Consider the following 20008-nt stretch of genomic DNA (forward strand, 5'->3'; position numbering starts at 1 on the left):
AGCAGCTGATAACCAGTCATCAACCTATGGGCTACAAAGAGAATAAAAGGAGTGCCAATGACGCGCCGCAATGTACAGCTTACGCTAACCTCTGAGAGCGATACTCAGGCCTTGGCCAAACAGTTGGCCAAAGCCCACATCAAAGGTAGTGTCTGGCTATCAGGAGATCTGGGTGCCGGAAAGACCACTTTAACCCGCTACTGGCTGCGTGCCCTAGGCCATGAGGGCGCGGTAAAAAGCCCGACCTATACTTTGGTTGAGCCTTATGAGCTAAAAAATAGCACGAATGTGGCGGTTGATCGGGTATATCATGCCGACTTGTATCGTCTACAAGACCCAGAAGAGCTGTCATTTATAGGCTTTGAAGAGTATTTGGAGGATGAGCGGGCGTTGGTAATTATCGAATGGGCCAGCCGTGCTGAGGCGTATTTGCCGCCGCCGGTAATGACAGTCATCCTTACTGTGGTCAGTGATGAGCAAGGCACACGCCGAGAGGTGATCGTGGACTTTGATGATGCTATTGATTTTGTTGCCCCAGATTAATGACTTGATCTTTTGCAGTGATTTGGATGCTCATATCCTTAATTATTTGCCCTAATTTATTGGTCCTCATTTATTTATCGTCCAGCTTTGAGCTTTATACATGATGTTTCGCCGTAACCCGCTCGATGGCTTAGCCGACACTGGCCTACAGGTCAGCACTCAGGCTCAGCATAGCAATCGCATAAAAAAACTGCCGCCTTTATTGGTCAATCAGCTGGCAGCAGGCGAGGTGGTGACTCGGCCTGCCTCAGTGGTCAAAGAGCTGATTGAAAATGCGCTCGATGCTGGCGCGCGCCAAATTGATGTGCGCATTACTCAAGGCGGTATGGGCATTATTGAGGTGGCCGATGATGGCTGCGGCATTCATCCTGAGGATATGGTAATGGCGGTGACGCGCTTTGCCACCAGTAAAATCGCTGATGTGGCGCATTTGCAAGGCATAGCCACTTTGGGGTTTCGTGGTGAAGCACTGGCCGCTACAGCCGCTGTGTCCCGACTGAGCTTAACCAGCTGCTGTGATGACAGCGGTATTGGCCGACAGCTTAATGTGGCCGGTATTTTAGAGGACACGCCGCAATTGGTGCCGGTAGTTCATCGCCGTGGCACCACAGTAAGCGTAAAGGACTTGTATTTTAATGTGCCGGCAAGACGTGGCAATCTAAAGGCCATCTCGACTGAGTTTATGCACATCGAGACGGTGGTCAAACAGTTGGCATTGGTAGCAAGTGATGTCAGCTTTAGCCTTTGGCATAATGACAAACGTCGTTTTAATTTTGCCGCCATCCATGCTGAGCCGTCATCGCCGTTAACCGTATCTTCGTCTAACCTTGCCTCAGAAGCCTTATCTACCCAAGTGATGCAAGCCTTGCTGACACGATTAAAATCGGTGCTACCCCCAAGTCATGAGCAAGCAAGTTTATTACATGACAACAACTTGCAGGTGTTATCCTTAGATTTAGAGGCGCTGCGTGTGCAATATGAGGGTATGCGCGGCATCAACAGCAGCCAAGAGCCACTAGGCATTGAAGGGCTGATAATTCCAAGTACAAAGGCACTGGCCAATCATCCTTATAAGCTGATTTATATCAATGGTCGCTTGGTCAAAGACAAGCGTATTGCCCAGAGCCTACGTGAGAGCATTAATGGCTTTGATCACATTGCCAGCCTAGGCTACGTGCTGTTTTTTAATCTGCCCAAGGCGTGGCTAAATCTTAATGTGCATCCCTCGAAGCTGTGCATAAAAATCCAAAATCTTGCCAATGTCATGGCGCACTTTGAGGTGGGCGTGCGTGAGGCCTTGCAGCGTTGGCAGAAGCGTCAGCCGATAATACAGCCGATAGTGCAGCCGCCGCAATACCAGATCAACGCCCAAGCATCAGTGCAAGTGGCGCAGTCCCACTCTCACCAGATATCTGTCAGCCAAGGCTCTAAGCGGATTGCACCATCTAATCACATAGACTACCCGCACAATAGCAGTGCTACAGCGTCTGAGACGACAGTACCTCAGTTAAAACAGCCGGTACAGACAAATGAGTCGATAGCCTATTATCAGACACGGGGCCACCACGGCCAGTATACGCAAATCCACCCCCATGTCGTCTCTGATTCACGCTTATCAGGTTTTGACACTGTAACAGACTTGCCTCCTGTGTCTTTGACCCAAAAAGATGGCCCAGTGCAGTGCTTATATTTGTTAAAGGACAGTCTGTTGAAGGAGAGTCTGTTGAGTGACAGTCTTTTAAGTGATCAGCAGCTGGCGTTATTACAAATACAGCACACCCTGTATGTCTTTTTAGAGACTGAGTTGATACGGTGGCTACAGGCTAGCTTCTGTACGCTGCTAGAGGGCGAATGGCAGAGACACTATAAAGACTATCAAGCCTGCGTGAGTCAAGGGCAAAAACTAGCCTGGATAAACACCCAGCTACAAAACCTAGCTAAAGCGGCTCAAAACCAATGGAAGCAGCCTTGGAGCAAGCAACTGGCCGACCAAGCGCTTGGCGAGCTGCCTTTATCGCAGCTGATTCAATTAATACTAAAAAACGACCCGTAAAATCAGTTAGGTTTATGACAGTGTCCAAGCCGTTTATAACCGCTAATCCAATCAAAAAAAACCATAACCATAAGAGTAGATACCATGGGTGATGTTGATAATTTAAGCTTGCCAACAAAGCTGCCAGACAATGCGGTGGTGTGCTTAATGGCTCCCACAGCCAGCGGTAAAACCTCGTTGGCTTATGAATTGTATGAGACCGGACGCTTTGAGATTATTTCGGTCGACTCTGCGCTTATTTATAAAGACATGAATATAGGTACCGCTAAGCCCACACAAAGTGAGCTTGAGCAATATCCGCATCATTTGGTGGATATCATCGATCCGACGCAAAGCTATAGTGTGGCAAACTTCGTCAGCGACACACAGCAGCTTATCGAGCAAATTCATCAGCGCGGCAAAATTCCGCTATTGGTTGGTGGTACCTTGATGTATTACATGGCACTGTTCAACGGCTTATCTCCAATTCCCGATACCGACCCAAACGTTCGTGCCCAAGTAGAGGCTCAGCGTCAGCAGCAAGGGATTGAAGCTTTGCATGACTATTTATCTAAGATAGATCCACCGCTGGCTGAACGCTTACCTATAGGCGATACCCAAAGAATTACCCGCGCCATCGAGGTATATCAACAAACCGGTAAACCCTTAAGCTATTGGCAGCAACTTCCCAAACAGGCCTTATCAGACAATCCTCAGCAGTACTGGCTAGGCTTAGCGGTCATGCCAGATAGAGCGTGGCTCCATGAGCGTATTGCCTCAAGGCTTGAGATGATGTGGGCAGATGGTTTTTTTGATGAGGTGGGGCAGCTGCTTACCAATTATTCGTTGGATGCGCAGATGCCATCGATGCGCTGTGTGGGCTACCGCCAAGTCATTGATTACCTGATAGCCACCGATCATCCTCTGATTAGTCGGCTGAAAATAAACGGCCAATCTGTTGATAATAAAGGGCTAGAAGTGAATGAGGCGCACAAGTCAATTGCTTGTCAAGATATGAAAAATAAGGCATTATATGCGACGCGACAGCTGGCTAAGCGCCAATATACCTGGCTTAGAAACCTGGTAGCAAGCCATCAGCCCTCTGATACGCTGCAGACAAGCGGTGCACAAACTGAGCAAAAAGTGGTGCACAGCTTCGATACCATACAAGACGCTAAGGCCTATTTATTCTCCCGTCTTTAATAAAAGCACAATAAAAAGTGTCACAAAAGATGTCAAAGGCAATGTAGCCGATGCGTAAGTAATATATCTTGAGCGTAGTTCGCTATAAAGGGTATGGACTGGATTTTGAGAGTGAAAATAGCCCGCTTAATATTGTGAACGTCAAATATAAGCCAGCCAAACGTATATAAAACCTGTGCTTCACTTTTTTTGTAAGACGAAGAGCAAAAAAAATGCTATGGTAAAGACAACTTAAGTATTGACAACTTCTTTTAGAAATACAACCAATTAATAACGAAACGTAATAGCTATTTTGGGATTACAGTATTACCCTAATTACTTATTTGTCATCCATCTATAATAAATTAAAAAATTCAGGAGACATACCTCATGTCAAAAGGACAAACGCTTCAAGATCCATTTTTAAATTCTTTGCGCAAAGATCGCATACCCGTATCTATCTTTTTGGTAAATGGTATTAAACTACAAGGTCAAATTGAATCTTTTGACCAGTATGTGGTGTTGTTAAAAAACACGGTCAGCCAAATGGTATATAAGCATGCCATATCAACAGTAGTACCTGCCCGCAATCCACGTAGCAGTGGAGCAACACCTGGCGGCTCTATTCAACAACCTGCAGGCTACCCTAGTGCAGGCGGCTTTAGTGCACCGCCAGCTGCAGGGGGATTTGATCGAGGCGCGCCTGGTTTTGAGCCGGGCGGTTTCGCCAGTAAGCGCAGCGGCTTTAATCGTGGTGGCTTTGCCGATCGCGGTTTTAATCAAGAGCGTGGCGGCTTTGCCCAAGAGCGTGGTTTTGGGGTAGAGCGTGGCTTTGAAGGCGATCGTGGTTTTGATTCTGATAGAAGCTTTGGCGCCAGTCGTCCACAGCGCGGCTTCGATGAGCGTAGCTTTGAAAAGCGCGGCTTTGCAGCGCCCAACCAGGTCGATAATGATGAAGACTTAGGTGGTGGTTTTGGCAGTGATGATTAACTGTTGATGCTGATTTCAAGAGCAATACTCAACAGCCGCCCATTTAAATCTAACGGCTTTGAGTCAACAATAAAAAAACCTGCTTTCTGGCAGGTTTTTTTATGCCTAAAATCGGATAAGGTTAGATATTATTACATTCTATTGACATCTAGAGCTGCTCGTAGCTTGGTGGAATATGCTAAACTTACCCATTATAGTAAGCTATGAAATAGACCCTGAAGCGTAAGGGTTAAAAAAGCCATATTCTAATAAAAAATTACATTCCAATAACTCATAAAGCCTGATTTTATTATGCAAACACAACTGCCACCGCCCACTTATGAACAGTATATCAAGTATGCGGTAGATGCCATCCGCACTGAGCAAGCTGCATTACAGTTACTAATTGAGCAGCTTGATGAGCGTTTTGTCGAAGCGTGCGAGCTGATTCGCAATTGCAAAGGCCGAGTGGTGGTCACTGGTATGGGCAAGTCAGGCCATATTGGCCGTAAAATTGCTGCCACCTTTGCCTCAACCGGTTCTCCCTCCTTTTTTATGCATCCTGGGGAGGCCGGCCATGGTGATTTGGGCATGTTGGTGGCAGGGGATGTGCTGCTGGCCATCTCAAACTCTGGTGAGTCTGATGAGATTAAGACCTTGTTGCCTGTGGTCAAGCAATTGGCCATTCCTTTAATCAGTATCAGCCGTGATAAGCGCGGTATGCTGCCTAAGTCTGCAGATGTGGCGCTCACTTTGGGTGCTTCTGAAGAGGCTTGTCCCTTGGGGCTGGCTCCCACTTCAAGTACCACAGCGACTTTGGCCTTAGGCGATGCTATTGCTGTGGCATTGGTACATGCGCGTCATTTTACCTCAGAGGATTTTGCGCTGTCACATCCAGCAGGTGCGCTAGGACGTAAGTTATTGATGCGAGTTAGTGACTTGATGCATCAAGCCCAAAAAGATTTGCAGCTGCCCTTGGTATCGACCGATACCACGTTACATCAGGCACTATTTGTCATGACCAATGGGCGCTTAGGCATGGCGGTGGTTATGGATGAGGCGCACAAGGTAGTGGGGATTTTCACCGATGGTGATTTGCGCCGTGCACTTGAAAAACACATTGATTTGCAAACCCCTATGTCACAAATTATGACCCCCAATCCCAAACAAATCTCAAAAGATATGCGGGCCTCAGATGCTTTAAGTTTAATGAACGAAAAAGCCATCAGCCAGCTACTGGTAGTCGACGAGCAGCAGCAGCTTGAAGGGGTGATTAGCATTCATGACTTATTACAAGCAGGCGTGAGTTAGGCGTGATCATAAGCTTGTTATCTTAAATCATAAAAGGCTGTGCGCTTTTTACAGCTGTTGAGCCACTAAATACTGTCTTATTTTTTAATACATTTCAATTCGCGACGACACATAGGGTAAGTAGATATTATGCAAGACTTAATCCAAGCTGCAGGCAAAGTAAAATTGTTGGTGCTCGATGTAGATGGCATCTTATCTAATGGCTATATTATTTATGATGGCGAAGAGATAGAGACCAAGTGTTTTAATGTGAAAGATGGCATGGGTATTAAAGCAGTAAAATGGGCCGGCGTTAAAACGGCCATTATCACAGGTCGCTCAAGTCCTATGGTCAATAAAAGGGCCAAAGAGATGGGTATTGATTATGTAATCCAAGGCCGTGATGATAAGCTTGAAGCGCTTAATCAGCTACTATTAGACTTGCCAATAAGCTTAGAACACTGTGCTTATATGGGTGATGATCTGCCAGATATTAAGGCCCTGCAGTCGGTGGGTTTCTCTGCTACAGTAGCTAATGCCCATGCTGAGGTATTAAGCCGAGTGATGATGGTCACCACGCGCGCAGGTGGAGAGGGTGCCGTACGTGAGGTTTGTGATTTGATTTTAAAAGGTCATGGCAAGTACGAGCAATATATTAGCCAGTATGTGCTTGATTAATCAGCACTTAACACCATTTATTTTTTGTTATGGTCATAAAGAGGTGTAATGAATACCCGATTTTTATTTATCCTATCCTTGCTTGTGGCAGTGTTTGCGGTATGGTTTTATCGCAATCAGGGCGAGCTTGACTCGATTATCAACTTATCTACTACCAATATTGAGTATGAAGCTACCGATATTTTGGCAGTTCAGACCAATGATGATGGGGTGGCTGAGTATTCATTAGCTGCCGATACTTTGACCCATTATGCCGATCAAAACTTGGATAAATTGGAGGCGATGAAGCTTAACTGGCGCCCCAGTCCCAATCGCAGTGTGTTGATTAATGCTGACGAAGCGGTGATGTATCATGAACAATCCAAAGTGGTGATGACCAATAATGTGTTGTTCTCGAGCCAAACTGCCGCAAATAATCTGGACAATAAGCCGCCTATGAAATTAGTGGCTTCAGAGCTTATAGGCGATTTGGAACAAAAAAGGGTTTATAGCAACACGCCCATTAAAGTGACCCAAGGACAAAACAGCTTTGAATCTTCAAGATTTTTGGCAGATGTGAACACAGGTGATTACGAGTTTGCCCAAGTGGCGGTTACCTTCATGCCACCGGCCCGCAAAGACGTGCCCTTATTTTAGATAGCTGTCTATTTTAAATGACGACTTATTTTTGATAGCTACTTATTCATTATTGTAGATAGCTACTGACTTTAAATAATTACTTTAGGCCATAATTTAGGAAAAACATTGTGAATAAACGCTCAAATACGCTAGCGCCAATACTCTCTACCCCGCACTCACCAAGCTTGATACCGGTGCTGAGCAAAATCACGCTTTTTGCCGCCACTGCTTTGGCGTCTATGGTCTCATTTAATGCCAATGCTTTGCCCTCTGATGCGCAGCAACCTATCCATCTGTTGGCGGATAAAGCCACTTATAGTGAGCGCACCGGTGTCACCTCCTACTCAGGCAATGTCACCATTACTCAAGGTACTTTAAAGCTTGCAGCAGATAATATTACCGTGAATTTATCTAATAGCCGAAGTATCTTATCCGCTGTCGCCACAGGTCGCCCAGCCACCATGCAGCAAGTGGTCACCAAAGAAAAAGGCTTGGCTCGCGGTCAAGCCAACAAGATTGATTACAATGCCCAAAATGGTATTGTGACTTTGACCGGTAACGCCAAGCTTACCCAAAATGGCGCAAGTTTCGCCGGCAACGTTATTCGCTATAGCTTAAAAGTGGGTGACGTTGAGGCTACGGCAGGCGGCAGTCAGCGTGTTGAGCTTGTTTTCCCGCCCAGTGAATCCAATAGTCGTACAGGAATTAGGTAGGTTATGAGTAACTCTGCATCGAATGCCCCAAAGCCTGAAGTGATAAGCCCTTTAGAGAAAACCCCCGTGTCGATAGCGCAGCCGGTTAGCTCGGATACTGCGTTGACCATGCTTAATCTGGCCAAGCGCTACGGTAAGCGCTGGGTGGTAAAAGATGTGTCATTTAGCGTGGAGCCAGGTCAGGTTGTGGGTTTGTTAGGCCCGAACGGCGCTGGCAAGACCACCAGCTTTTATATGGTGGTTGGGCTGGTGAATATGGATAAAGGCATGGTAAAGCTTGGCAATCAAGACCTGTCTAAATACGCCATGCATGAGCGCGCGCGTGCCGGTATTGGTTATCTACCCCAAGAGGCTTCTATTTTTCGTAAGCTGACCGTACGAGAAAACATTCTTGCGATTTTACAAACCCGAAAAGACTTAGATAAAGCGGCGCAGGAGCAAGAGCTTAACAAACTCATCGCTGATTTTAGCTTAGAGCATGTGTGCCATTCACTCGGTATGAGTGTGTCAGGGGGTGAGCGTCGGCGCTGTGAGATTGCACGTGCACTGGCGGCCAATCCGAAGTTTATTTTATTGGATGAGCCCTTTGCTGGTGTTGATCCTATCTCAGTGAGCGACATCAAAGAAGTGATTGTGGCGCTAAAACGCCGCGGTATTGGGGTGCTGATTACCGACCATAACGTGCGTGAGACGCTGGCGATTTGTGAGCATGCGTATATCGTAAGTGAGGGCGCTATTATTGCCCATGGTACCTCAGAGGAGGTGTTAAATAACGAGCTGGTGCAAGAGGTGTATTTAGGCCGCGACTTCCAGGCTTAGTCGTCACCTATTGTCAGCGGGGGGTCAGCCGGTGGCATCACTATTAAACACAGCCTTTTAGACAATCCGTTATAGATTAAATCAGGCAGATGTCGTAGACGCATAGGCTTTTTAGCCCGTTGTTTATGGCATGTCCATACTTATTGCTATTTTCATTCTCCTCGCATCCTAAAGATAGCTGGCTGTTACAGGCTGGCTATTTTTAACGCCAAAGTTTGTCGCAATCGGCGCATCTTTATTAATCAACCATTTTGCATATGAGACGCCTCATATGTAGCATCACTTACTAAGGGTAGCGGTTATGGCCAAATCAAAATCAAGTTATGTCTGCCAAAATTGCGGCGCCTATTTTGGTAAATGGGCCGGACAATGCTCTGACTGTGGGGAGTGGAATACTCTTGTTGAGGCGCCCAATGTCAGCCTACCGCATCACAATAAGTCGGCGGCTAAAGGCGCTATGGCAGCACATACAGGCCCTAAGGTGTTGGCTGGTGCAAAGTCTGATCGTATGAATTATTCAGGCTCACAAAGCGGCGTTGTCACGTTAGGCTCAGTCAATGTCACCTTCGATACCCGTCTGCCTACTGGGATTAGTGAATTTGACCGCGTCCTTGGTGGCGGCTTAGTGGCCGGCTCAGTGGTGCTTATTGGTGGTGACCCTGGTATTGGTAAATCGACCATTTTATTGCAGACAGCGGCCAATATGGCAGACCCTGAGTCTTTGTCCGGCAGTGCATTGTATGTGACCGGAGAGGAGTCGTTATCGCAAGTGGCCATGCGGGCGCAGCGCTTAGGGTTATCCAGCGATCACTTAAAGGTCATGACAGAGACCAATGTGGAGACCATCTGCGCAGCACTGACCCAAGAGCAGCCTGCGGTGGCTATTATTGACTCTATTCAGACTATTTATACCGATGCCATAAACTCGGCACCCGGGGGCGTCAGTCAAATTCGAGAGTCAGCAGCAATGCTCACCCGCTATGCCAAGCAAACCGGTACGGCCTTATTCTTGGTAGGTCATGTGACCAAAGAGGGTACGTTGGCTGGGCCACGCGTGCTTGAGCACATGGTGGATACGGTGTTGTATTTCGAGGGTCAGTCTGATTCTCGCTTTCGTATGATACGTGCAGTAAAAAACCGCTTTGGCGCGGTCAACGAGCTGGGTATTTTTGGAATGACAGATACCGGCCTAAAAGAAGTGGCCAATCCTTCAGCCATATTCTTAAGTCGTTATGATAAGCCGATATCTGGATCCATTGTCATGGTTAGCCGTGAAGGCACTCGGCCGCTATTGGTAGAGGTGCAAGCGTTGGTCGATGATTCTGCGGGGCAGCCCAGACGTATGGCATTAGGCCTAGATCCTCAGCGCTTGGCGATGCTACTGGCGGTCATGCACCGTCATGGCGGTATACATACCAGCGGACAGGATGTGTATGTCAACGTGGTGGGCGGGGTAAAAGTGATGGAGACCGGCTCAGACTTGGCGGTACTGTTAGCTTGTGCCTCAAGTATTAAGGAGCGGCCGTTGCCCTCATCTTTGGCGGTATTTGGTGAGGTGGGGTTATCGGGCGAGATACGCCCGGTTCCCAACGGTCAAGAGCGCCTAAAAGAGGCAATGAAACACGGCTTCACCCACGCCATCGTACCCAAAGCCAATGCCCCAAAAAACCTTATGGGGCAGTTTAAGGGTATGACAGTGATAACGGCTGATCGCTTGGATGATGCCATTGACCGAGCGTTTGAAATTTAAGGCGCTGAGTGTTTTAAATTAGCGCTCATAATACGCGTAAAAATGATGCACCGGACCATGGCCATGACCGACATTAAGCTCATCTGCATGCGCTAGAGCACCCGTCAGATAAGCTTTGGCCTTAGCACAAGCTAGGCTTAAGCTGTCTCCTTGACTCCAAAAAGTCGCGATGGCGGCAGATAGGGTGCAGCCAGTGCCGTGGCTGTTTTTAGTAGCGATACGCGCCGCCTCCAGCCACTGACTTTGACCCTCTACCCATAACAGATCTGGAGAGTCTGGCTGATTAAGCAGGTGACCGCCTTTTAAAAAGGTGGCGACCCCTAAACGCTCTGCCTGCTCGAGCATCTGTTCTCGGGTGGTGGCCTCAGCTTCACCCAGTAAATCAGCGGCTTCTGGCAGGTTGGGGGTAATCAGCCCCACTTGGGGCAATAATAGCTCACGCAAGGCCGCCACCGCATCACTGTCCAGCAATCTATCGCCGCTTTTAGCAACCATGACCGGGTCTAGCACTACCTTGGTGGGTTGGTAAGTCTGAAGCGCTTCTGCCACACAGCGGATGACCTCAGCGGTACCTAACATTCCAATTTTTACCGCATCGACCTGTACATCGCTAAATACAGAATCTAATTGAGCACGAATTAAGTCAGTTGGCATCATCTGAATTTGCTGCACACCTTGGGTGTTTTGTGCCACCACGGCGGTGATGACACTCATCGCATAGCTACCATTGGCGCTAATGGCCTTAATGTCGGCTTGAATACCGGCGCCGCCTGTACAGTCTGTACCAGCAATAGTTAATACATTTTTAATCACCGCTACGCTCCTTAAAAATTAGGATGGTTATTGATAGCCTATCTTATGTTATCGCTGTGCTATCAGCAGCTCAGCTGCTTGCTTTGGATCATCGGCTGCACAAATCGCAGAGACTACAGCGATCCCATGACAGCCTGTTTGGTACACTTGTCTGGCATTAGCATGGTTAATGCCGCCAATGGCCACTGTGGGCAATACGCTGGCCTTGGATAAAGTGCTCAATCCCTCTAAGCCTATAGGCTCGGCATGATCTTGTTTGGTAGCGGTAGCGAATACAGGGCCTAGTCCGACATAATCGAGCAGATCAAGGTGATGGTGGTGCGTCTGCTGTAACTGCGCTAAAGTATTAATAGACAGCCCCAGCCAAGCATCATGGCCTAAAATATTTCGGGCCTGTTCAACACTCAAGTCACCTTGACCGATATGAGCACCATCGAGTTTGGCTTTATGTGCAATCTGCACTTTGTCATTGATAACCAAAGGAACACGACCAGCAATGGCCTCTTTAAGCTCACAGGCTGTGGTATACAAGGCCTCATCGCTGGCGTGTTTGTCACGCAACTGCACTAGGGTCACGCCGCCATCGATGGCAGCAAGCACCGTCTCAATCAGTCCCTTATCAGCGCATAGAGCGCTATCGGTGACCAAATATAGCGATAAGGCATCGGCAGATTTATTATGTTTATTCATAAAGCGTTACTCGTGCTTGTTGAGAGACATCGGTTGCCTGTAGGGCATACAAACTATCGAGGAAGTGGATATAAAAGCTGCCAGGCCCTTGAGCAATCTGCATGGCGTGCTCAGCGGCCTGTCCGTAATAACATAAGGCGGTGACAGCCGCTTGTGCCATAGCCTTCTTATTGGCGCCTACAAAGCCGGCTATGAGCGCCGTTAAGGCACAGCCAATTGCGGTGACTTGAGTCATCATAGGATGGCCATGATTAATAGCCCAGCGGTTCATGCCATCGGTCACCCAGTCAATCTCTCCGGTAACCACCACTACCTTGGCATATTGGGTCAAGGCTTCAGCTGCTGCATGGGCTGCCGCCACGCTATCGCCGCTATCGGTGCCCCTGCTTTGACTACTCATACCCGCCAGAGCCAATATTTCTGAAGCATTGCCGCGAATGACATCAGGCTGTAGTGACAGTAGCTGCCGGCAAGCTTGTTGCCGAAATGCAGTGGCACCCACAGCGACTGGGTCTAGCACCCAAGGAATGCCTTTGCTGTGTGCCATCTCGGCCGTGGCCAGCATGCTGTTTAGACGAGTTTGGGTCAGCGTACCGATGTTAATGGCTAGGGCATCAGATAAGCACACAAAGTCAGGGGCTTCTTGAATGTCATGTACCATAGCAGGCGAGGCGCGACAGGCCAAAAGCACATTGGCAACCGTATTATGGGCAACATCATTGGTGAGGTTATGGACCAAAGCAGATTGGTCTTTAAAGGCGTGAAAACAAGACTCGATGAATGGTAACTGCATCTTCCCTCCGAATAGGATAAGAGGGCGTTTAGAAACACACAGCATGACGGCACGCTTATGATAAAGGTGGCAAGTTAACAATCAACCCTTACCCGAAGATGCCGTTATCGCTATACACTCCCTACGCCAGTATAATCTGGATCAGGTTCAAAGGGTACATCTCAGCCCAAGGGCGCCCCTGTGATAACTTAAAAACAAATAAAACAGCTGCTTATCATAGCTAAGATGGCTTTTTTTCACAAGGGTTTGAGCGGCCTATCTTGCTCAGCTTTTTTAAACTTAGAGCTTTGAAGTTGCCGACTCAAAAATTGGGCATAAAAAAAAGACCTGCCGTTTACGGTGCAGATCTTCTTTTGATCCTGGTTTTAGCCCACCAGGCCGCTTATCGACAAGCGTAAATTTATCACCCTGACTTGATTTAGCAACTGTACTTTTAAAAACCAGCAGCTTACTAAGATTAGCAGGATTAAGGTGAACCCACTCTTTCAATGGTCACATTGGCAATACCACGGCTTACCAAACCGATCTGCTTAGCAGCAGCATAAGATAAATCCAACACACGGTTACCATGGTAAGGACCACGGTCATTCACTTTGACTACCACGCTCTTACCGTTACCTTTGTTGGTGACACGTAAGTAAGTATTAAAAGGCAAAGAGGGGTGTGCTGCGGTTAATGAGTTCATATCAAAGCGCTCACCACTGGCAGTCTTTCTGCCATGGAACTTGCCACCGTACCAAGAGGCACGACCACTTTGTTTGAATTTGTTAACAGCATTTGAGGCTACTAACGTTAAATGAGATAACACATCATCGTTATCTTGGCTAACTTTACTACCTTTGGCATCCATCAATGAGCTGCTGGCAGCTAAAGAGGAGGGCTCAAAGGAGGTTTGTAATAAAGAGGTGGGTTGGCTTTTTTTGCGTGCTAACTCGTTGAGTACACTGTCGATATCGCTTGGGCTTTTAACGCTGATAGTTTGCTTAGAATCCGTAGCGTGAGCCAGATTAGTGGCTCCTACCATGCATGCTAGCGCACATAGAGCTGATGTGAATTTCTTCATAATTGCCTCGTAAGCATTTATCTTAAGTAATGGAAACTCAAAAGATTATGCATTTACTATAAAAATACTACTTAATTAAATAGCTTAAATAAAAATGGGTTAAATAAAAAATACTTACCTAAATTGTTAACATTGGCTATAAAACCATAGGAGGTAAAGATACACACGAAGTGTCACATTTAGATTTGCCAATGTTATATTTTTGTAACTTAACATTAAGCAAAGGGGATTTGCAAGTGACGCTAGAGTTCAACTTTATAGATAATAGACCATTTTTTGATCTATGAATAGTAAAAATATTGAACTCTAGCTAAATAAAGGACGCAATAAATTAAAATTTATTGGTTAAGCTTTACTGATAAATAACTTCGATAATTTCAAATTCTACCAGGCCGCTTGGGGTCTCAATACGTGCCTCATCACCCTCTGATTTACCGATTAAACCTCGAGCAATAGGGGAGTTGACGGAGATTTTGTTGTTCTTAAAGTCTGCCTCATCATCGCCCACAATCTGATAGCGCTTTTGCTCTTCAGTGTCTAGGTTTTCGATAACCACAGTCACACCAAATACGACGCGGCCCTCACGTGGTAAGGTAGCCGGATCAATAACTTGAGCGCCAGAGAGTTTGGCTTCAATGTCACGAATACGGGCTTCACAAAAACCTTGTTGCTCACGGGCGGCGTGGTATTCTGCATTTTCTTTTAAGTCGCCATGTTCGCGCGCTTCAGCAATCGCAGCCGTGATGCGCGGACGATCTACGCTTTTGAGTTGCTTAAGCTCGGCTTCTAACGCAGCATGTCCTTGCGGAGTCATTGGGTAACGTTGCATATCATCTTCCTCATATACATATATGGATGAATAAATTAATAAACAAAAAACACCCCAGCACTCATCACTAAGAGGGTGCTGTTGGTGTCAGGCTTAGGTTAAGTTGTGTGTCGACATTCTATTTTCAGCGCTGAGCTAAAAAAAGACGACTTATAACAAAAATTGCTAACCGAAGCTGTCGATTAGCAATTAAAAAAAACATAAGGTGGTACGTTATCAAGCCAGTATATTAATGTTGAACAAAAAGCGACTGCTTAATAACAAGCCTAGAGTTATTAGCCTAAACTTTTTAGGGCAATAAGTCCACTTTTATATCAGGGTTTTCACATCAATAACGGTATCATATAAATGATAAGAGGTCTTATTATAAAAGCTCATCTTGGTTTGTATCGCTAAATTTTGTTACCGGCGACTGCCATGAGCTGTGACAATTTAGAGCCATCACAACACACAACAGCCACCCGCGAAACTGACGTTTTAGCTTTCAGTTTATAGTAGTCAAGCAGCTCACTTAATAGCTGCTTGCAACCCGTTGGCTTTATAAGTCTACTTTTGGCAGCTTTAATCAGACCAGTGACTAAAGTGCGGCTTCGTGTAACGCTTGTAATTTATAGACATCAAAAGGCAAGTCGATGGCATAAGACTTACATACCGCATCGGCTGCGCCTAAAGTGGTGACATAGAACACCTTGCTTTGAAGGGCATTGCGGCGAATTGAGAACGAGTCCTCTTGCGCTTGCTTACCTTCGGTTGTATTGATAATAAGGTCGATTTCACCATTTTTCAAGGCATCAACGACATGAGGACGACCTTCGGTCACTTTATTAATGCGTTTGCACTCGATGCCTTGCTCGGTGAGATACTGCTCAGTACCTGCGGTGGCCACCAATTTAAAGCCAAAATCAATGAGCTGTTTGGCGATAGGTGCAATGTTAGGCTTGTCGCTATCACGCACTGAGATGAATACCGTCTTGGTCTCGCCCTGTTTTGGTAGGCCTGGTAGACGCTCATTAGAGCCGATAATGCCTTTATAGAAAGCTTCACCGAAGGTTTTGCCAACGCCCATCACTTCACCGGTTGACTTCATTTCAGGGCTTAAGATAGGGTCCACACCTGGGAATTTAGCGAATGGGAAGACCGACTCTTTCACTGCAAAGAAAGTGGGCTTAATTTCTTGGGTGAATTTTTGATCCTGTAGGGAGGTACCAGCCATACAGCGAGCCGCTACTTGAGCCAGTGACTTGCCAATGCATTTAGAAACAAAAGGCACGGTACGCGCAGCACGAGGGTTCACCTCTAAGATGTAAACGGTGCCATCTTTTACCGCAAACTGTACGTTCATTAAGCCTACCACGCCAAGCTCTTTGGCCATGGCCACGGTTTGAGCGCGCATCTCATCACAAATCTCATCAGATAGGGAATAAGGCGGTAATGAGCAGGCTGAGTCGCCTGAGTGAACACCCGCTTGTTCGATGTGCTGCATGATCCCGCCGATAACCACTTCATTGCCGTCACTAACACAGTCTACGTCCACCTCAATGGCGTCATCTAAGAAGCGATCTAACAGTACTGGTGCTTCATTAGAAGCTTGTACCGCAGTGCGCAAATAGTGCTTAAGCTCTTCTTCGTTGTAGACAATTTCCATGGCACGGCCGCCGAGCACATAAGATGGGCGAACGACTAATGGATAGCCGACGCTGCTGGCCTTCATTAAGCCATCTTCCATGCTGGTGGCTAGGGCGTTTGGTGGCTGAATCAGATTTAGCTGCTGAATCATGTGCTGGAAGCGCTCACGGTCTTCTGCGCGGTCAATGGCATCAGGGGAGGTACCAATGATGTTAACGCCAGCAGCTTCTAATGCGCGCGCTAATTTAAGTGGTGTTTGTCCACCGAATTGCACGATAACCCCTTCAGGTTTTTCGATACGGACGATTTCTAGCACATCCTCTAGGGTGATTGACTCAAAGTACAAGCGGTCTGAGGTGTCATAGTCGGTTGAGACCGTTTCTGGGTTACAGTTCACCATGATGGTCTCATAGCCGTCTTCACGCATGGCAAGGGCTGCGTGCACACAGCAGTAATCAAACTCAATACCTTGACCAATACGGTTTGGGCCACCGCCAATAACCATGATTTTTTTGTTATCGGTTGGGTTCGCCTCGCACTCTTCATCATAGGTTGAGTACATATAAGCGGTAGAGGTGGCAAATTCAGCGGCACAAGTATCCACACGCTTATAAACCGGATAGACCTGTAAGTCCCAGCGCTTTTTGCGCAGCTGCTTTTGAGATACGCCAAGCAGTTTGGCCAAGCGCAAATCAGATAGGCCTTTGCGCTTAAACTTGCGCAGATTTGCGGCATTAAGACCACCGAAGCCTAGCAGCTTAACCTGCTCTTCGGTTTTTACAATGTCTTCAATTTGCACCAAGAACCAAGGGTCGATATTGGTCAGTTTAAATACTTCATCAACACTCATACCTAAGCGGAAGGCATCTGCGATATAGAAGATACGCTCAGGAGTAGGGACGGTTAAGCGGTTTTTAATCTCAGCCTTTACTTTGTCCTCGCTGATTTTGCCGGCTTTTAGAGCGGCAAAGTCGATTTGCTCATCAAAACCATCAGCACCCGTCTCAAGGCCACGCAGCGCTTTGTGCATCGACTCTTGGAAGTTACGGCCGATAGCCATGACTTCACCCACAGACTTCATCTGGGTTGATAAGATGTTTTCTGCTTGTGGGAATTTTTCAAAGTTAAAGCGTGGAATCTTGGTGACAACATAGTCAATAGATGGCTCAAAGCTGGCTGGTGTTTTACCGCCAGTGATGTCGTTTTGCAGCTCATCAAGTGTATAACCCACGGCCAATTTGGCAGCGATTTTAGCAATTGGGAAGCCGGTTGCTTTTGAGGCCAGAGCCGATGAGCGAGATACACGAGGGTTCATCTCAATCACCACCATACGGCCGGTTTTTGGGTTCACCCCAAACTGAACGTTAGAGCCACCGGTTTCCACACCAATCTCACGCAGTACGGCCAGTGACGCGTTACGCATGATTTGGTATTCTTTGTCGGTAAGTGTCTGAGCAGGGGCAACGGTGATTGAGTCGCCGGTGTGCACGCCCATTGGGTCGACGTTCTCAATGGCACAGATAATGATACAGTTATCATTTTTGTCGCGTACCACTTCCATCTCATATTCTTTCCAGCCGATTAATGATTCATCGATTAACAGCTGATGGGTGGGCGATAGGTCAAAGCCACGCTCACAAATCTCGATAAATTCATCACGGTTATAAGCGATACCGCCACCTGAGCCGCCCATGGTAAAGGAGGGACGGATGATACATGGGAAGCCAAGTTTGGCTTGGATTTCAAAGGCCTCTTCCATGCTCTCAGCAGTTTCGGCGCGTGGACATTCAAGGCCAATACGCTTCATGGCTTGGTCAAACAGTTCGCGGTCTTCGGCCATCTCGATGGCATCTTTGGTTGCCCCGATGAGCTCAACGTCGTATTTTTCTAAGACGCCGTTTCTATCCAAGTCTAATGCACAGTTAAGTGCCGTCTGACCACCCATGGTCGGCAAGATAGCGTCTGGGCGCTCTTTGTCAATAATTTGCTCAACCGTTTGCCAAGTAATTGGCTCGATATAGGTGGCATCAGCCATCACAGGGTCAGTCATGATGGTGGCGGGGTTTGAGTTGACTAAGATAACGCGGTAGCCTTCCTCGCGAAGTGCTTTACAAGCTTGTGCGCCTGAGTAGTCAAACTCACAAGCTTGACCGATAACGATAGGGCCGGCGCCAATAATTAGGATGCTTTTAATATCAGTACGTTTTGGCATAAGTCTCTCTTTTTTATATATTTAGTTCTGTGTCTATGGGTGACAATCAGCAAAATGCGTCGAGCGTATTGGCTGGTGATTAAGCCTGTTTGTTCTGCTGCATTAAGTCAGCAAATCTCTTAAATAAGGGCGCCGCATCTTGAGGGCCAGGGCTTGCCTCTGGGTGACCTTGGAAACTAAATACAGGTTTGTTGGTCAGCTCAATACCTTGGTTGGTGCCATCAAATAATGAGCGGTGCGTGGCTTTGACATTGTCTGGTAAGGTGGATTCGTCTACGGCAAAGCCATGGTTTTGAGAGGTAATCATCACCTTTTTGCTGGCCAAATCCTGTACAGGGTGGTTGGCACCGTGGTGACCGGTTTTCATTTTCATGGTCTTGGCACCGCTGGCAAGGCCGACCAGCTGGTGACCTAAGCAGATACCAAAGGTTGGGATGTCTGTCTCTTCAATGATGTGACGTACCGCATCGATGGCGTAATCACAAGCGGCAGGGTCACCAGGGCCATTTGATAAGAAAATACCGTCTGGGTTTTGCGCCAAGACATCAGCAATAGGCGTTTGCGCCGGTACCACAGTCACTTTACAGCCCAAATCTACTAACATGCGTAGGATATTGGTTTTGGTGCCAAAATCGTAAGCCACCACGTCATATTGATGATCAATATGTTCGCCAAGTTTTTTGTAATAGCCGCCGGTTTGGCTCTCGGTTACCCCATGTACGCCGCGGTCTGCCAGCTCCCAAGTGCCTTCTGTCCACTCAAAGCCTTCAGGGTTGCAGCACTCTTTGGCTAGGTCCATACCTTCTAGGCCTTCCCACTGCTGGGCAATTTCGATGGCTTTTTGGATATCTTCTTCACTGATGGTCGCGCCATTGCTGGCAGTCATGATACAGCCATTTTGAGCGCCTTTCTCACGCAGGATACGGGTCAGTTTGCGGGTATCAATCTCAGCGATAGCCACAGTCTGCTGGCGCTGTAAATAATCGCTTAAGCTTTCTGAATTGCGGAAGTTTGAGGTGGTCATAGTGGCATCACGAATGATTAAGCCCTCTGCCCAAACTTGATTGTTTTGATAGATGTTGCCAGATTCGGCATCTTCAACGTTGGTGCCTGTATTACCGATGTGTGGGTAGGTTAGGGTAACGATCTGTTTGGCATAACTTGGGTCAGTCAGGATTTCTTGATACCCAGTCATTGAAGTATTGAAGACCACTTCACCTACGCGGCTACCTGCTGCACCAATTGAGATGCCACGAAAAATATTACCATCGGCCAAAGCCAAAATAGCTTCAACTTCATTAGAGATATTGTGTGTTGTGTCTTGTTGTACGCCCATATTACCACCCTTATAATTCGTGTTTATCATGACCTAGTAATTGTGAAGGTTG

The 20008-nt window shown here is 47.1% G+C and carries 17 protein-coding genes and 1 riboswitch; of the genes, 10 read left to right on the forward strand and 7 right to left on the reverse strand.

Annotation, left to right across the window (positions count from 1 at the left end; genetic code table 11):
- Positions 1-57: 57 nt before the first annotated feature.
- From tsaE to radA, 10 genes are all read left to right on the forward strand, one after another.
- Positions 58-543, forward strand: coding sequence for a tRNA (adenosine(37)-N6)-threonylcarbamoyltransferase complex ATPase subunit type 1 TsaE (gene tsaE / locus MN210_RS04625; protein WP_338412637.1), 486 nt, complete (start codon positions 58-60; stop codon positions 541-543).
- Positions 544-643: 100 nt separating this feature from the next.
- Entirely contained in the window at positions 644-2596 is a 1953-nt protein-coding gene (gene mutL / locus MN210_RS04630) for a DNA mismatch repair endonuclease MutL (RefSeq protein WP_338412638.1), read from the forward strand.
- An 84-nt stretch (positions 2597-2680) separates the two neighbouring features.
- The gene (gene miaA, locus MN210_RS04635) at positions 2681-3778 is read left to right on the forward strand and encodes a tRNA (adenosine(37)-N6)-dimethylallyltransferase MiaA (RefSeq protein WP_338412639.1); all 1098 of its coding nucleotides are present in this window, start codon (positions 2681-2683) and stop codon (positions 3776-3778) included.
- A 369-nt stretch (positions 3779-4147) separates the two neighbouring features.
- Positions 4148-4747: an RNA chaperone Hfq gene (gene hfq, locus MN210_RS04640; RefSeq protein WP_338412640.1), complete on the forward strand. Its 600-nt coding sequence runs from the start codon at positions 4148-4150 to the stop codon at positions 4745-4747.
- 291 nt (positions 4748-5038) lie between these two features.
- The gene (locus MN210_RS04645) at positions 5039-6037 is read left to right on the forward strand and encodes a KpsF/GutQ family sugar-phosphate isomerase (protein WP_110816343.1); all 999 of its coding nucleotides are present in this window, start codon (positions 5039-5041) and stop codon (positions 6035-6037) included.
- A 129-nt stretch (positions 6038-6166) separates the two neighbouring features.
- The gene (locus MN210_RS04650) at positions 6167-6694 is read left to right on the forward strand and encodes a KdsC family phosphatase (protein WP_241879352.1); all 528 of its coding nucleotides are present in this window, start codon (positions 6167-6169) and stop codon (positions 6692-6694) included.
- Positions 6695-6742: 48 nt separating this feature from the next.
- Positions 6743-7330, forward strand: coding sequence for an LPS export ABC transporter periplasmic protein LptC (gene lptC / locus MN210_RS04655; RefSeq protein ID WP_011960097.1), 588 nt, complete (start codon positions 6743-6745; stop codon positions 7328-7330).
- 221 nt (positions 7331-7551) lie between these two features.
- Positions 7552-8025 (forward strand): lipopolysaccharide transport periplasmic protein LptA, encoded by a 474-nt coding sequence (gene lptA / locus MN210_RS04660; RefSeq protein WP_011960098.1) that lies wholly within the window; start codon positions 7552-7554, stop codon positions 8023-8025.
- A gap of 108 nt (positions 8026-8133) precedes the next feature.
- Entirely contained in the window at positions 8134-8844 is a 711-nt protein-coding gene (gene lptB / locus MN210_RS04665) for an LPS export ABC transporter ATP-binding protein (RefSeq protein WP_110817297.1), read from the forward strand.
- Positions 8845-9145: 301 nt separating this feature from the next.
- A complete protein-coding gene (radA, locus tag MN210_RS04670; protein WP_338412641.1) occupies positions 9146-10594 on the forward strand; it encodes a DNA repair protein RadA in 1449 nt (482 codons plus the stop codon).
- Between the two features lie 18 nt (positions 10595-10612).
- Here radA and thiD read toward each other — a convergent pair whose 3' ends face one another.
- From thiD to carA, 7 genes are all read right to left on the reverse strand, one after another.
- Complete coding sequence (thiD, locus tag MN210_RS04675) at positions 10613-11407, reverse strand: bifunctional hydroxymethylpyrimidine kinase/phosphomethylpyrimidine kinase (RefSeq protein ID WP_011960101.1); 795 nt, start codon at positions 11405-11407, stop codon at positions 10613-10615.
- A 48-nt stretch (positions 11408-11455) separates the two neighbouring features.
- A complete protein-coding gene (thiE, locus tag MN210_RS04680) occupies positions 11456-12097 on the reverse strand; it encodes a thiamine phosphate synthase (RefSeq protein WP_155586926.1) in 642 nt (213 codons plus the stop codon).
- Positions 12090-12890 carry a hydroxyethylthiazole kinase gene (gene thiM, locus MN210_RS04685; protein ID WP_241879356.1) on the reverse strand — a complete coding sequence of 267 codons (801 nt, stop codon included), beginning with the start codon at positions 12888-12890 and terminating at the stop codon, positions 12090-12092. The genes thiE and thiM overlap by 8 nt, the downstream gene beginning before the upstream one ends.
- 101 nt (positions 12891-12991) lie before the next feature.
- A riboswitch (TPP riboswitch) is annotated at positions 12992-13080 on the reverse strand.
- A 276-nt stretch (positions 13081-13356) separates the two neighbouring features.
- Positions 13357-13953, reverse strand: coding sequence for a septal ring lytic transglycosylase RlpA family protein (locus MN210_RS04690; RefSeq protein WP_110816349.1), 597 nt, complete (start codon positions 13951-13953; stop codon positions 13357-13359).
- A 352-nt stretch (positions 13954-14305) separates the two neighbouring features.
- Complete coding sequence (greA, locus tag MN210_RS04695) at positions 14306-14782, reverse strand: transcription elongation factor GreA (RefSeq protein WP_011960105.1); 477 nt, start codon at positions 14780-14782, stop codon at positions 14306-14308.
- A 577-nt stretch (positions 14783-15359) separates the two neighbouring features.
- Positions 15360-18620, reverse strand: coding sequence for a carbamoyl-phosphate synthase large subunit (gene carB / locus MN210_RS04700; RefSeq protein WP_338412642.1), 3261 nt, complete (start codon positions 18618-18620; stop codon positions 15360-15362).
- A gap of 79 nt (positions 18621-18699) precedes the next feature.
- A complete protein-coding gene (carA, locus tag MN210_RS04705; RefSeq protein ID WP_338412643.1) occupies positions 18700-19956 on the reverse strand; it encodes a glutamine-hydrolyzing carbamoyl-phosphate synthase small subunit in 1257 nt (418 codons plus the stop codon).
- Positions 19957-20008: the final 52 nt, after the last annotated feature.

It is taken from the genome of Psychrobacter raelei, from assembly GCF_022631235.3.
Classification (GTDB): Bacteria; Pseudomonadota; Gammaproteobacteria; order Pseudomonadales; family Moraxellaceae; genus Psychrobacter; species Psychrobacter raelei.